This is a genomic window from Serratia sp. CoH_134_PS_4 (assembly GCF_058190535.1).
This window is the reverse complement of the sequence record NZ_JBXWKI010000028.1, coordinates 1-14,535: the sequence shown is the minus strand read 5'-3', so window position 1 is coordinate 14,535 and position 14,535 is coordinate 1. Positions and strand designations below refer to the sequence as shown.

General features: G+C 51.7%; 17 protein-coding genes and 1 pseudogene. 16 read left to right on the top strand and 2 right to left on the bottom strand.

Annotation, left to right across the window (positions count from 1 at the left end; genetic code table 11):
• The 12 genes and pseudogenes from AC2FCQ_RS24300 to AC2FCQ_RS24245 form a co-directional block, all read left to right on the top strand.
• Positions 1-198 (top strand): annotated as a pseudogene (locus AC2FCQ_RS24300) (hypothetical protein); the annotation flags it as partial.
• Positions 199-279: 81 nt separating this feature from the next.
• Positions 280-636, top strand: a complete 357-nt coding sequence (locus AC2FCQ_RS24295; RefSeq protein ID WP_231854914.1) for a hypothetical protein — start codon at positions 280-282, stop codon at positions 634-636.
• A gap of 60 nt (positions 637-696) precedes the next feature.
• Positions 697-1,230, top strand: coding sequence for a DUF4234 domain-containing protein (locus tag AC2FCQ_RS24290; protein WP_046051749.1), 534 nt, complete (start codon positions 697-699; stop codon positions 1,228-1,230).
• Positions 1,231-1,319: 89 nt separating this feature from the next.
• On the top strand, positions 1,320-2,138 hold the full coding sequence (locus AC2FCQ_RS24285) for a DUF932 domain-containing protein (RefSeq protein ID WP_046051750.1): 819 nt from the start codon (positions 1,320-1,322) through the stop codon (positions 2,136-2,138).
• Positions 2,139-2,408: 270 nt separating this feature from the next.
• Positions 2,409-2,888 (top strand): antirestriction protein, encoded by a 480-nt coding sequence (locus tag AC2FCQ_RS24280; protein ID WP_046051751.1) that lies wholly within the window; start codon positions 2,409-2,411, stop codon positions 2,886-2,888.
• A gap of 11 nt (positions 2,889-2,899) precedes the next feature.
• Entirely contained in the window at positions 2,900-3,379 is a 480-nt protein-coding gene (radC, locus tag AC2FCQ_RS24275) for a RadC family protein (protein WP_046051752.1), read from the top strand.
• A 20-nt stretch (positions 3,380-3,399) separates the two neighbouring features.
• A complete protein-coding gene (locus AC2FCQ_RS24270; RefSeq protein ID WP_046051753.1) occupies positions 3,400-3,621 on the top strand; it encodes a DUF987 domain-containing protein in 222 nt (73 codons plus the stop codon).
• 23 nt (positions 3,622-3,644) lie between these two features.
• The gene (locus tag AC2FCQ_RS24265; RefSeq protein ID WP_046051754.1) at positions 3,645-4,007 is read left to right on the top strand and encodes a type IV toxin-antitoxin system YeeU family antitoxin; all 363 of its coding nucleotides are present in this window, start codon (positions 3,645-3,647) and stop codon (positions 4,005-4,007) included.
• A 51-nt stretch (positions 4,008-4,058) separates the two neighbouring features.
• Positions 4,059-4,436 carry a TA system toxin CbtA family protein gene (locus AC2FCQ_RS24260; RefSeq protein WP_046051755.1) on the top strand — a complete coding sequence of 126 codons (378 nt, stop codon included), beginning with the start codon at positions 4,059-4,061 and terminating at the stop codon, positions 4,434-4,436.
• Entirely contained in the window at positions 4,433-4,924 is a 492-nt protein-coding gene (locus AC2FCQ_RS24255) for a DUF5983 family protein (RefSeq protein ID WP_046051756.1), read from the top strand. Before AC2FCQ_RS24260 ends, AC2FCQ_RS24255 begins: the two co-directional genes overlap by 4 nt.
• 29 nt (positions 4,925-4,953) lie before the next feature.
• Positions 4,954-5,157 carry a DUF957 domain-containing protein gene (locus AC2FCQ_RS24250; RefSeq protein WP_046051757.1) on the top strand — a complete coding sequence of 68 codons (204 nt, stop codon included), beginning with the start codon at positions 4,954-4,956 and terminating at the stop codon, positions 5,155-5,157.
• 79 nt (positions 5,158-5,236) lie between these two features.
• The gene (locus AC2FCQ_RS24245; RefSeq protein ID WP_046051758.1) at positions 5,237-6,085 is read left to right on the top strand and encodes a DUF4942 domain-containing protein; all 849 of its coding nucleotides are present in this window, start codon (positions 5,237-5,239) and stop codon (positions 6,083-6,085) included.
• 370 nt (positions 6,086-6,455) lie between these two features.
• On the opposite strand, the gene AC2FCQ_RS24240 is transcribed toward AC2FCQ_RS24245, so the two are convergent.
• The gene (locus AC2FCQ_RS24240; protein ID WP_209635255.1) at positions 6,456-7,202 is read right to left on the bottom strand and encodes a sulfite exporter TauE/SafE family protein; all 747 of its coding nucleotides are present in this window, start codon (positions 7,200-7,202) and stop codon (positions 6,456-6,458) included.
• A 189-nt stretch (positions 7,203-7,391) separates the two neighbouring features.
• On the opposite strand from AC2FCQ_RS24240, the gene actS reads away from it, so the two are divergent.
• Positions 7,392-8,144 (top strand): amidase activator ActS, encoded by a 753-nt coding sequence (actS, locus tag AC2FCQ_RS24235; protein WP_209634246.1) that lies wholly within the window; start codon positions 7,392-7,394, stop codon positions 8,142-8,144.
• Positions 8,145-8,210: 66 nt separating this feature from the next.
• Here actS and gltP read toward each other — a convergent pair whose 3' ends face one another.
• Complete coding sequence (gltP, locus tag AC2FCQ_RS24230; RefSeq protein WP_490309153.1) at positions 8,211-9,527, bottom strand: glutamate/aspartate:proton symporter GltP; 1,317 nt, start codon at positions 9,525-9,527, stop codon at positions 8,211-8,213.
• Between the two features lie 811 nt (positions 9,528-10,338).
• On the opposite strand from gltP, the gene acs reads away from it, so the two are divergent.
• From acs to actP, 3 genes are all read left to right on the top strand, one after another.
• The gene (gene acs, locus AC2FCQ_RS24225; protein ID WP_265557187.1) at positions 10,339-12,297 is read left to right on the top strand and encodes an acetate--CoA ligase; all 1,959 of its coding nucleotides are present in this window, start codon (positions 10,339-10,341) and stop codon (positions 12,295-12,297) included.
• Positions 12,298-12,389: 92 nt separating this feature from the next.
• Entirely contained in the window at positions 12,390-12,701 is a 312-nt protein-coding gene (locus AC2FCQ_RS24220; RefSeq protein WP_044553908.1) for a DUF485 domain-containing protein, read from the top strand.
• Complete coding sequence (actP, locus tag AC2FCQ_RS24215; protein WP_265557188.1) at positions 12,698-14,350, top strand: cation/acetate symporter ActP; 1,653 nt, start codon at positions 12,698-12,700, stop codon at positions 14,348-14,350. Before AC2FCQ_RS24220 ends, actP begins: the two co-directional genes overlap by 4 nt.
• Positions 14,351-14,535 lie beyond the last annotated feature (185 nt).

The window sequence follows — 14,535 nt, the reverse complement described above, 5'->3', positions numbered from 1 at the left end:
TATCTGTTCTGGATGACGCTCGGTCCCGGTGCCGGTATGACCATCGGCGCGTTCCTGCGCCAGTGGCTGATGCCGGACAGCATCTATACCACTGGCGGAATGGGCGGCCTGTTAAAACCCCGGCTGTTCTGGCTTGCGGGTCCTCAGTGTATCGGCTGGCTGGCCGGTCTGATGACGGTGGGTAAACAGCTGATGTAGTGCCTTACTCGAAGAAATTCACCCCTACACCATACAAGAATGGCAATAAATTTAAATATCTTTCAGAAAGGAAAGACCCTCATGTTTAAACATGTACTGACTGCCACGCTGCTCATCATAAGCGCCTCTGCCCTGGCTGACACTGCGCCTCTGTCCGTGAATTCACAGGGAACGTATCTGATTAATAATCCGAATCTCCCCGTCTGGCAGCTCACCCTGACCAGCCTGGAAAACGACATCACCATTAAGTCACTCACGCTCAACCGGGGCATCTGCCTGATTTCCATCGCAGGCCGGGGTAAGAATATGAACAAACGTCTGGGCTACGGGCAGACGTTCTCTTTCACCACACCGAGTAACAGTAACTTCACCCAGTGTCGCCCACTGGAGCTGACAGTCCAGACCAGCAAGGGACCATACACCTTTAACTGGCAGTAAGGGCAACCGCTTTTTCTGCACTCAATATCTGAAGCCATTATCTGATAAGGAAATTATCCCATGACCGACATCATTACCCTAAGCCAGCGGCTGAATACCCGTACGCTGCATTTTGTCCTGCTCAGCATGGCCACCTGCGGCGTCTGGCCGCTGCTCTGGCTCTACAAAAAGCAGGATATCATCAGCGAAACTACGGGTTATCCGTTTTACGGCAATTTGTTTGTTATATGGCTCACCGTCTGTTTCGGGCTCAGCCGCCAGCTGGGTGCTATGGCAGCGCCTGACCCGTACGGCTATGACTCAACCGGCGATATCCTGCTGGCCATCAGCGGGCTGCTCTCAGTGGCCAGTGGAGTGATGTATGTGGTCTGGGCCTTTAAGGCGAGAACGGCTCTGCGTCACTATGCGCTGAACACGTTTCGCTTTGACCTGAAGATGAACGCCTTTTATACCGTGCTGTTTAACGTCTTCTACATCACGTACTGCATCAATGACATGCAGCAGGCGCTGGCGAAGCACCAGATTATTCACGGCACTCCCGCAACATCGAATGAACCCGCTCCGGCCAGGGCAGAACAGACGAACCCGTCCTGACGACTGCCACAACACAGGTATTACACACCACCGACACCCTGCTCATCCGAGCGGGGCGTTTTCTTTTGTCTCTCAGAAAGGAAATTTCCATGCGCTTAGCCAGCCGTTTTGGCGCTGCCAGCCTCGTGCGCCGCGACCGTCCGTTAACCCGCGATGAACTGGCGCACTATGTGCCCAGCGTCTTCAGCGAAGAAAAACATGCATCCCGCAGCGAGCGTTACACGTACATCCCGACCATCACCCTGCTGGATAACCTGCAGCGGGAAGGCTTCCAGCCGTTCTTTGCCTGCCAGACACGCGTGCGCGACCTGAATAAACGCGACCACACAAAGCACATGCTGCGCCTCAGGCGTGAGGGGCAAATCACCGGCAAACAGGTCCCCGAAATCATCCTGCTTAACAGTCACGACGGCTCCAGCTCCTACCAGATGCTGCCGGGGTTGTTTCGCTTTGTCTGCCAGAACGGGCTTGTCTGCGGCGAAACCTTTGGTGAGGTGCGCGTGCCGCATAAGGGCAATGTGGTGGAGAAAGTCATTGAAGGGGCTTATGAGGTGCTGGGGATATTTGACAGGGTTGAAGAAAAACGGGATGTCATGCAGTCGCTTTTACTTCCCCCACCGGCACAGCAGGCTTTTGCAAAAGCCGCGCTGACGTACCGCTTTGGTGAAGAGCACCAGCCGGTGACGGCATCCCAGATACTGACGCCCCGACGCTATGAAGACCGTCAGGACGACCTGTGGTCAGTTTTCAATCGTTGCCAGGAGAACCTGCTGAAAGGGGGACTGCCTGGACGGACCGCCAAAGGCAAACGCAGTCAGACGCGCGCAGTTAAAGGCATAGACGGCGACGTTAAGCTCAACCGGGCGCTCTGGGTAATGGCGGAAGAACTGCAGCAGGCGCTGAGCTGATGCCACCGCTGCCCGATAACGCCCGCCAGCCCCCCTCTTATCCGCACTCCCTGGAGAACAATCCCTGCTGCCGCTCCATCTCCGATGACGACCTCTGCGCATGGTGTTCGCATCTTCTTTATCGTCCCGGTGAACTCAGCCTGTGCAGCTTAAGCATCACTGAAGGTCACTGGCCCTCCCGCTGTGATGAGGATGGCTATGCGCAGTCCTGCCCGTCACTCCGGCTTAACCAACATCCCCAACCCGATAAATAAACAAGGAAAAACTAACATGACCGATATTATTAACCTTAACAATACCCTCCCGTTACAACCACAACCTGCCGGTATCTGTTCTTCACCCTCGCTGACCGCCACCCTCGTGCAGGACGAGCAGCGCGTGGGGTTCTGGCCGCAGCACTTCGGCAGCATACCGCAGTGGATAATCCTCGAACCGACCGTCTTCGCCTGGATGGACCGCTTCTGTGCAGACTACAACGGCGGCATCTGGCAGTTTTACACACTGAGTAACGGCGGTGCGTTTATGGCCCCGGAATCGGAGAACAATGAACCCAGGACGCTGTTCAATACCCTGAACGGTAACGGCGGTGAACTCAGCGCTGAAGCCGCTGGGATTGCGGTTTGCCTTATCTCCTACAGCCACCACGCGTGCCGTACCGAATGCGATGCCATGACGGCGCACTACTACCGACTGCGGGACTACGCGCTCAGCCACGCGGAATGCAACGCCATCATGCACATCATCGACTGAGGTCAGCCGCGATGGAACAACAGTTACCGTTGTTTGCCCGTGAATTAGCCCCTGCCGACCAGCAGACGGTCAGGGAAGCCTTAACCCTGCTGGAGTGTCAGCTACGTGAACCCGGCGCGTCATTTACTTCCAGCCATGCTGTCCGCGACTGGCTTCGTCTGCAGCTCGCCTCACTGGAGCGGGAAGAGTTTACCGTACTCTTTCTCGATAACCAGCATCGACTGATAGCCCATGAAACGCTCTTCACCGGTACCATCAACCATACACAGGTCCATCCCCGTGAAGTGGTGAAATCAGGTCTGAAGCATAACTGCGCCGCTGTCATTGTCGCTCATTGCCATCCGTCAGGACTTGCTGACCCCAGCAATGCAGATCGGCAGGTCACTATACGTATTCAGCAGGCGCTGGAACTGGTGGATATCCGTCTGCTGGATCACCTGGTGGTCGGCGGTATGGAAATCACCTCGTTTGCCGAGAAAGGCTGGCTGTAGCACAACAGGAAAATAACCCGATGAAAATTATCAGTAAACGTCAGGCAATGGCGATATACCGCCAGCACCCTAAGTCCCGACTGTTTCGCTTCTGTACCGGGAAATACACGTGGTCCGGCAGCGTCTGCCACTACGCCGGTCGGGAAGTGCAGGATATCAGCGGTGTACTCGCGGTCTTCGCAGAACGTCGTCAGGACCGCAACGGCCCCTATGTCGTATTACGCAGCGTCACGCTGAATTAACACACGTTTAAGGAAGGCTAAAATTGTCGAATAAAATACCGGCAGCAAACCACGATATCGCTGAACCCTGGTGGGGGCTTAAACGCAGTATCACGCCCTGTTTTGGCGCTCGCCTGGTGCAGGAGAACAACCGGCTGCACTATCTCGCTGACCGTGCCAGTATCACCGGACAGTTCAGCGACGCGGATTTACGCCATCTTGACCAGGCATTCCCGCTGCTGTTGAAACAACTTGAACTGATGCTCACAAGTGATGAACTCACTCCACGCCATCAGCACTGTGTCACGTTATACGCAAAAGGGCTGACCTGCGAGGCGGACAGCCTCGGCTCGCATGGATACGTGTACGTGGCGATTTACCCAACACCATCTGAAGCAACCGCGTAAACCTTCGCACTACTTTCCCTCGTTTTAACCCATCAACAAAGAGATCCCACTATGCAAACCCAACCACTATCCTCCACGCAGGAGGCTTCGTCACGTCCGACGCCCGTTGAAATCTGGCAGCAACTTCTTATATATCTGCTGGAAAGACATTACGGCCTTTTGCTTCAAGACACACAGTTTGGTGATGGCAATGTGATTCAGCAGCATATTGATGCCGGGATTTCACTGGCAGATGCACTCAATTTTCTCGTTGAAAAATCTGAGCTGGTACGAATTGATCTCCCCGGTTTCTCCATTCAGCATCAGTCTCAGTTCATCAGCGCTATTGACATACTCCGGGCCAGAAAGGTCACCGGCCTGATGCAACGTACCGGCTATAAAGCAGTGACTTGCGCCATCAGTGGACGCTCTTCCGGGGGGCAGCAATGAGACTGTCCCTCACAGTAGAAGCCGACACCATTAACGTTTTGGCCCTGAATTCGGGCCGGATCGCCGTGGATATTGACGGTATTGAACTGGCCGACCTGATTAATGTGGTCTGCGATAACGGATATTTACTTCGCGTTGCTGACGAGCCAGGAAGACTGATTGTTGAAGATCCACTTTCGCCTGTCGCCCGCGTTAACGGCATTCAGTGCAGCACCGCACATATCACGGAGGAAGACAATGCTCTGCTGTTTACTCTTTCACACCAGTATGAAGACTTTGGTGAGTCTGAATGGATTTCGTACACCGGTTCGGGTTATCTGCTCAACCTGGGCGCGTGGTCGTTTCCGGTATTACGCCTCAAACGTCTCGGTCTGTCGAAAGCCTGTCGTCGCCTGGTGGTGACGCTTATCCGTCGCTATTCCGCTGGCATCATTCATCTGGATGCCTTTGGCGAAGTACTGCCGGGCTTCGCTACGTTTGACTGGTAGCGCAACCTCAATCTCCATAAGGTTTTCACATGCCGGAATTAACCACCGAAGCGGCTCTCAACATTCTGATCGACTGGCTGCAGGACAACATCGATTGTGGCAGCGAGATTATCTTCGACAACGACGAAGACAACACCGATTCAGCAAAGTTGTTGCCCCGAGTTGAACAGGCATTACAGAACGTTCGCGATCTCCACCATCTTCAGCTTTTGCAACAGGCCAGTACAGATTGACCACCGAACCGTACTCATCACTTACTCATAAGCGCCAGCCCTCACCGGCTGGCATTTTGCTTTATATAAGGAAAAAATAATGACCGGACAGGCTACTACTGAACCCGACGTCTTAACCAGGCACACTGACGTCATTTGCTCGACCAGTATCGAACGTATTGTCACCGGACGTAACGCTGCGCTGGCGCAAATTGAAGCGCTGATCCAGCAACTTAATGATATCTCGTCGCTGACCCGCAGTATCGGCGGTAAAACGGCCCTGGACTGGGCCATGAAGCAGGATTTTCGCTGCGGCTGCTGGCTGATGGAGAAACCAGAAACGGCAATGAAGGCTATCACCCGCAGTCTCGATCGCGGCATATGGCGGGATCTGATGAAAAAGTCCGGGATGCTGTCGCTCATGGACGCTCAGGCCCGTGATGAATGGTACCGAAACCTTGAAGGGGACGACATTCCTGTTGTAAGCGAAGCGAATGTTCTCAGTACCTTTGAGCTACTGCATCAGAGCAAGGGTGAGGTATTTGAACGTGGCGTCATCAACGTATTTAAAAGCTTATCGTGGGATTTTAAGACGAACTCACCCTGTAAATTTGGCAGGAAAATCATCGTCACGGGGCTGGTCAAATGTGACCGGTGGGGATTTGGTCTGAACTGGGGGTGGCAGCGTGACAGGCTGGCTGACCTGGAGCGTATGCTGATGCTCCTCGACGGCCAACCCTTTCCCGACAACCGCGCCGATGTTACCCGTCGTCTCGGCGATCATATCCATGAAAACAGGCACAGCAATCGTTATGAGGATGAGATGTTTGCGATCAAATATTTTCAGAAGGGTACTGCGCATATCAGCTTCAAAAGGCCAGAACTGCTTGATAAAATGAACGACATTGTAGCGAAGCATTTTCCTTCGATGTTACCCGCTCGTTCCTGAGTTTGAATCCCCCGATCCAGCACCAAAAAGGACAGAGGGTACAATTGAGGGTACAAAAACAATCAAACCAAAAATAAATCATAAAATTTAATAAATTAACTCAATACATCGATTCCGAGTCCGGGCACCACTATTTAGAAGAACCCGCCTATGGCGGGTTTTTTGCTTTCTGAGATACGGACTCTCCATCGAACTCCGTTCGATTATTCGGCCACAGGCCTCACCCTGCGGGCCAACGCTAAAGCGTTGTTCAACACGGCGCCAGCGCCGGTTGTCCGAGTCCGGGCACCCTATTTAGAAGAACCCGCCTATGGCGGGTTTTTTGCTTTCTGAGATTCGGACTTTCCATCGACCAGCCACGCGATCATTGTTAACTAAAGTACCTGACAATCAGCATGGTCCCCGAAGCCAGCAAAATAATATTGATAATCCTGAGGAACTGCTCACGCGACATTCTGAGGGTGAAATGCCGGCCCAAGGTAATACCCACCAACATTCCCGGCACCAGCGCTAATGCCAACAATAATAAGTCCACATCCAGATAAACACCGGCAACAGCAAAAATGATCACACGGGTCAGAGTGCTCAGACCAATCAGCGTGGTCTGAGTTATGCGAAAAGCCTCTTTTTTTTCAATTCGACCACTGAGATAGATCGCGTAAATAAAGCCGCCGCTCCCGAAAAGTGCGCTGAATATCCCCCCAATCAAACCAAAGGGCACTGAAGCCTTGGGCGACAATTGCCGAACCGGTTTTACGCCACTGAGAGAATAGACAGCGTAAAACACGACAAAAATCCCCAACGCCAGCAACAGTATCTCTGGCCGGGACTTCAGCAAGATAGCCGCCCCCAACAGGCTGCCGATGACCATTAATGGCACCAGCCGTTTCAATTCCGACCATTGCGCATTACGCCCATCACGACTGACATTGATAACAGCCGCACACATATCCAACAGCGCCAACAAAGGGACAATTTTCGCCACCGGAATATAAAGCGCCATCACAGGACTGGCGATCAGCGCAGAGCCAAAACCAGCGATGCCAAAGATGACATAAGCCACTAATAATGTGCCTGCCAGTACCAGATAACTCGAGAGCGTTAAGGTATCGTACATATTATTTTTTCCAATCCATGAAAATTCTTGAGCTGCACGAGAAATGCCGTGTCTTAGCGGGCTCAGCTCGCTGCAGCCCAAGTCCTGAAAAAACTTAGCCTATGGCGGCGTTTTTGACCACCTGACCGTTGGTGTTACTATATGTAGATCACTATGAAGCGCGACGACGTTTAAGGACGATATTTGAGTATGGGAAGCACATTCGCTGTATGGCGGCTGATCGCCGTGTGCGTGGTCAGTCTGGGATTATTGGGGTGCGGCTCCGGAAAAAAATCGAACAGCTACAACCGCGATTATGATCAATTAGCCAGAGGCAGCTATAACGGCAACACCTATACCGTCAAGCGCGGCGATACGCTGTTTTATATTGCCTGGATCACCAACAGCGAAGTCAGTGAGTTAGCCCGACGCAATAAAATTCCCAAACCTTACAACCTCGAGATTGGCCAAAAGCTGGCGTTAAATAACGCGACGGCGAAGAAAGGCAAATCGCGCAAAACACAATCCACCAGCCAAATCGCAGCAGTGGCACCACCGCCAATCCGCAGCAGCATTAAATGCTGGCGTTGGCCAACTCAGGGCAATATCGTCAGTAAATATTCTACGGCAGACGGCGGTAACAAAGGCATTGATATTGCCGGTAACCGTGGCCAGCCCGTGTTTGCGGCAGCCAAAGGTCGCGTGGTGTACGTTGGCAATCAGCTGCGAGGTTATGGCAACCTGATTATGATCAAACACAATGATGAGTACATCAGTGCCTATGCCCATAACAATACCCTGCTGGTTAGCAACGCTCAGGAAGTAAAAGCCGGACAGAAAATTGCCACCATGGGGAGTACGGGCACCGACAAGGTGATGCTGCACTTCCAAATCCGTTATCGTGCCACCGCATTGGATCCGCTCCGCTTCTTGCCAGCTCAAGGCACTGCACCTGCCTGCTGATTCCTCACCGGAATAAAGACAAAAAACCCGCACAAGGCGGGTTTTTCATAGCAAACCAAGTGGCTGTTAAGACTCTTTGACCTGCTTGACGTCACCGGACAAGAACGCCTGCTCGTAAGCACGCGCCTTTTTACTGTCGAACTGGTGCTCCCATTTTGCGACCACCAGTACTGCCAATGCATTGCCCACTACATTCAGAGCCGTACGCGCCATATCCAGGATACGGTCAACGCCGGCAATAAATGCCAATCCTTCCAGTGGGATCCCCACACTGCCCAGTGTTGCCAGCAGCACCACAAAGGAAACGCCCGGCACGCCGGCAATGCCCTTCGAGGTCAGCATCAACGTCACCACCAAGACGACTTCCTGCCCCAGGGAGAGCTCAATTCCGTACAGCTGTGCAATAAAGATGGCCGCAATGCTTTGGTACAGCGTAGAACCGTCCAAATTGAAAGAGTAACCGGTCGGCACCACAAAGCTGGTGATGGCTTTCGGTGCGCCATACGCTTCCATCTTTTCAATGATACGCGGCAGTACCGTTTCCGAACTGGCGGTGGAGAAGGCCAGGATCAATTCATCTTTCAGGATGCGAATCAGCGTCCAAATACGCAGATTGCACAGCCGGGCCACTGCACCCAGCACTACCAAGGCGAAGAAGGCTATGGCGAAATACACCAGCAAGACCAACTTGGCCAACGGCAACAATGAGGCAAAGCCAAAGTTGGCGACCGTCACTGAGATCAGACCAAACACCCCGATCGGCGCATAGCGCATGATCATATGGGTCACTTTGAACATGCTTTCGGAAATGGCTTTAAATACCTTCAGCAACGGCTCTTTGGTTTCTTTGGGTAATGACGACAAACCAAGACCAAACAACACCGAGAAGAAGATAATCGGTAGCATGTCGCCTTTTGCCATTGAGGCAAAGACGTTTGAGGGAATCAACGAAAAAATGGTCGCCACCAGGCTATGTGAACCACTTTGTACCTGTTCCGTGGTTTTTTCATATTGCGAGATATCGACCGCAGTCAGCGTCGACATATCGATGCCATGGCCGGGTTGAAAAACATTAGCTAACGTCAGCCCCACAACGATGGCAATCGTTGTGATCACTTCGAAGTAAATAATGGTTTTCAATCCGAGCCGACCTAACTTCTTCGCATCCCCTACCCCGGCGATGCCCACAACCAATGTCGAAATAACAATCGGGACCACAATCATCTTAATCAAGCGAATAAATATATCACCAGCCGGACTAAGAATATTACTGACCAACCACTCACGTGACTCGCTTTGATTATGGAGCACCGCCCCGACAATAATACCCAGCACCAGTGCGATAAGGATTTGCCAAGCAAGACTGACTTTTACACTTTTCATACCCAAAAAGTCCTCAAAGGCTCTTTTCGTCGTATTTATCTTAACGCGACGAAAAAAGCACTTAATCATTTAATACAGGCTTATGTTAATAACCAAGAAGCGATCACCTGCCCTTAATGTGCCGCTATCTAAATCTGTACCATCTGAGTGGCATGGTCTGCAAGCCTTGTTTTATATGACTTTAGTGCAAAATTTAATCTAAAGTAAGTTTGGCATTCATTTCAAGCCACATAACTTGTTGTTATTAACAGCATAATTTTATGTGATAGGCATCACAAAATTATCGTGCGTCGAGATATTTAAAATCAGAAAATATGCGTTAATTTTGCATATTTAGTCCAACAAGGATGTTTATATTATGTTGCGTAAAGGTTTTAAAAATGAGAATTATCCGGAATGGATAATAAGTATCGGTAATTAATAACGGCCCAAAAGTGATTGTTTGTTATAAATACCCTCTGACAAGCAAAACATTAATATCAACATCGAATATTAATGAAAATCTATGTTCCATAATGGTTTAAAAGAGCGTTAATTCAGTCGGTGGTATATCTACTATTCTCTATAGAAAGAATTTATCGCCGAAGTGTTTATTCTTTTTAGTTCTTTAGATCGCGTTTTCTGACTAAAAGCTCCTATCTAACCCTTTTCTCCCACCAAGCAGGCAGATGCCCAACGCAAATGAGGCAGAACTATTACAAATCAATATCTTCGTTGCGTGATCTGCCGCGCAAAAAAGAAACAAAGAATCGGAGCAAACTATACTTAACCTTCAGTTGACATATCATTAACAACTTCAAGGAGAAAAGCTATGAGCCAAGTGCATAAACACGCTATTCCTTCTGCAATTGCAGAACACGCCCTGATTAATCCGACACAATATCAACAATATTATCAACAGTCTGTGCAAGACCCAGAAGCCTTCTGGGGCGAACAGGGAAAAATCCTGGATTGGATGAAACCCTATAGCCGGGTAAAGAATACTTCATTCGATCCGGGCCATATCAGCATCCGCTGGTTTGAGGACGGTACGCTAAACCTGGCGGCCAACTGCCTCGATCGCCATCTGGCCGAACGCGGTGACCAAACGGCGATTATCTGGGAAGGTGACGATCCTACCCAGTCAAAACAAGTGACATACAAACAACTGCATCACGATGTCTGCCAATTCGCCAACGTGCTGAAAAAGCTGGGTGTCAAAAAAGGCGACGTCGTAGCTATCTATATGCCAATGGTGCCTGAAGCCGCTGTCGCCATGCTGGCCTGTGCCCGAATAGGGGCCGTGCATTCGGTTATCTTTGGCGGTTTCTCACCGGAAGCGGTAGCCGGCCGTATTATCGACTCTAATTCCAAGTTGGTTATCACCGCTGATGAAGGTCTGCGCGCCGGACGTGCCGTGCCGCTGAAGAAAAATGTCGATGATGCGCTAAAGAATCCAGGTGTGAAAAGCATCACCAATGTCGTCGTGTTCCAGCGCACCGGCAAACCAGGCTACTGGCAGGAAGGGCGTGACCTGTGGTGGCATGAACTTACCCAAGGTGTTTCAGCCGATTGCCCACCAGAAGAGATGAACGCGGAAGATCCGCTGTTTATCCTTTATACCTCCGGCTCGACCGGTAAACCCAAGGGCGTGCTGCACACTACCGGCGGTTATCTGGTGTATGCCGCAATGACCTTTAAGTATGTGTTTGATTACCATGATGGCGACGTGTACTGGTGCACCGCCGATGTTGGCTGGGTCACTGGGCACAGTTATCTGTTATATGGCCCACTCGCCTGCGGTGCCATTACCCTGATGTTTGAAGGGGTCCCGAATTACCCTGGCGTAAACCGTCTGTCTCAGGTCATCGACAAACATCAGGTCAATATCCTGTACACCGCGCCGACGGCCATACGCGCCCTGATGGCCGAAGGTGACAAGGCGATTGAAGGCACCAAGCGCGACTCACTGCGCATCATGGGGTCGGTCGGTGAGCCAATCAACCCAGAAGCCTGGGAGTGGTACTACAATAAAATCGGCAACGGTAAATGCCCGATCGTCGACACCTGGTGGCAGACAGAAACCGGTGGTTTTATGATTACGCCACTGCCTGGAGCCACCGAGTTAAAAGCAGGGTCCGCGACGCGGCCATTCTTTGGCGTACAGCCCGCGCTGGTCGATAACATAGGTACACTGCAGGAAGGTGCCTGTGAAGGTAATCTGGTGATCACCGATTCCTGGCCTGGCCAGGCACGTACTCTGTTTGGTGATCACGATCGCTTCGAGCAAACTTACTTCTCCACCTTTAAAGGCATGTATTTCAGCGGGGACGGCGCACGCCGTGACGAGGATGGCTATTACTGGATCACCGGCCGCGTCGACGACGTGCTGAACGTATCCGGCCACCGTTTGGGCACTGCCGAGATCGAATCAGCTCTGGTCTCACACCCGAAAATCGCTGAAGCCGCAGTAGTGGGTATCCCCCATAACATTAAAGGCCAGGCGATTTACGCCTATATCACACTGAATCATGGCGAAGAACCTTCACCAGAGCTCTATACCGAAGTACGTAACTGGGTACGCAAAGAGATAGGGCCGATCGCCACGCCGGATGTACTGCACTGGACAGACTCCCTGCCCAAGACGCGTTCCGGCAAGATCATGCGCCGCATCCTGCGCAAAATTGCCGCTGGCGATACCAGCAACCTGGGGGACACCTCAACGCTGGCTGATCCGGCTGTAGTCGACAAGCTGTTGGAAGAAAAACAATCAATGAAAGTGCCGTCATAATTTACGCCGCCTCTGGCCGATCAAAGGGGAAATAACCCGATGATCGGCTTCAAGCGCGGCGCATTCGTTCAATACCTACTGGAGACACTCTGATGAATGACACCATTTATCAAGGGATTGAGGAAAACCCGCGCTTTATAGAGCTGGTGCGTAAACGTAGCCGATTTGCCTGGCTGCTCTCGTTGATTACGCTCGCGCTGTATGTTGGCTTTATTCTATTGATCGCTTTCGATCCTCAGTGGTTGGGTACACCGATCGCAGAAGGATCGACCATTACCCGTGGGATCCCGGTAGGCGTTGGCCTGATCGTAATCTCTTTTGTACTCACTGGGATCTACGTATTTCGCGCCAACGGCGAATTCGATCGCCTGACTGCAGAAGTCCTGCGTGAGGTGAAGAAATGAAGCGTTTACTGTCTGCCGCTACTCTGCTGGCCCTACCGGGCATGGCCTTTGCCGATGCCATTGGTGGTGAAGTAAAGCGCCAACCGTTGAACATACAGGCGATCGTCATGTTCGTGCTGTTTGTTGGCGCCACGCTTTACATCACCTATTGGGCTTCCAAACGCACCCGTTCGCGCCAGGATTACTACACCGCTGGCGGGAAAATTACCGGCCTGCAAAACGGCCTGGCTATTGCTGGCGACTTTATGTCGGCAGCCTCTTTCCTCGGTATTTCCGCACTGGTGTATACCTCAGGCTATGACGGGCTGATTTACTCCATCGGCTTCCTGATCGGTTGGCCAATCATTTTGTTCCTGATTGCAGAACGCCTGCGTAACCTGGGCCGTTATACTTTTGCGGATGTAGCATCCTACCGCCTGAAACAAAAACCGATCCGCACGCTCTCCGCCTGCGGCTCTTTGGTGGTGGTAGCGCTATACCTGATTGCGCAAATGGTGGGTGCCGGCAAACTGATCCAGTTGTTGTTCGGCCTGAACTACCATGTCGCCGTCATCTTGGTCGGCATTCTGATGGTGTTGTACGTACTGTTCGGCGGCATGCTGGCCACCACCTGGGTGCAGATTATCAAAGCGGTATTACTGTTGGCAGGCGCCAGCTTTATGGCACTGATGGTAATGAAATCGGTTAATTTCGACTTCAATACCCTGTTTGCCGAAGCCGTGAAGGTACATCCGAAAGGTATCGCCATTATGAGTCCAGGAGGACTGGTCTCTGATCCTATTTCAGCGCTTTCTTTAGGGTTAGCTCTGATGTTTGGTACCGCCGGTCTGCCGCATATTCTGATGCGTTTCTTTACCGTCAGTGATGCAAAAGAGGCCCGTAAGAGCGTGTTCTATGCCACCGGTTTTATTGGTTATTTTTATATCCTGACCTTTATTATCGGCTTCGGTGCCATTCTGTTAGTTAGCCCGAACCCAGCGTTCAAAGACGCGACCGGGGCGCTGCTGGGCGGAACCAATATGGCAGCAGTGCATTTGGCCAATGCCGTGGGCGGCAACTTCTTCCTCGGCTTTATCTCAGCCGTCGCCTTTGCCACCATTCTGGCGGTAGTTGCCGGCCTGACCCTGGCGGGCGCCTCTGCGGTATCCCATGATTTGTACGCCAGCGTGATTAAAAACGGCAAAGCGACTGAACGTGACGAACTGCGGGTTTCCAAGATTACCGTGGTGGTCTTGGGTATCGTGGCGATAGCGCTGGGGATTTTGTTTGAGAAACAGAATATTGCCTTTATGGTCGGGTTGGCCTTCTCAATCGCGGCCAGTTGCAACTTCCCGATTATCATTCTTTCAATGTATTGGTCACGTCTGACGACCCGTGGCGCCATGATTGGCGGCTGGTTAGGGTTGTTGACGGCTGTGATCTTGATGATCCTCGGCCCAACGATCTGGGTGCAAATCCTCGGTCATGAGAAACCCATTTATCCGTATGAATATCCGGCATTGTTCTCGATGATCGTGGCCTTTGTCGGCACTTGGCTGTTCTCGGTTACCGACAGTTCTCTGGCCGGACAGCAAGAACGTGAGCGCTTCCGTGCCCAGTTTGTTCGTTCGCAAACCGGATTGGGGATCTCACAAGGTAGCTCGCATTAACGAATAATAAGTGAAAAAAGCAAACACACCCTAATCAAAGGCCCTTCGGGGCCTTTTCTCTTGGCGGATGATGACTGGCGCGGCTACTGGAGAGGTATCTGTACCAAGGGCGCAGCGTAGCTGCGTAATCTTTTTCTTTCGCACACAGCAAAAAGGCCATCCTTGCGGATGGCCTCTTGGCTTAA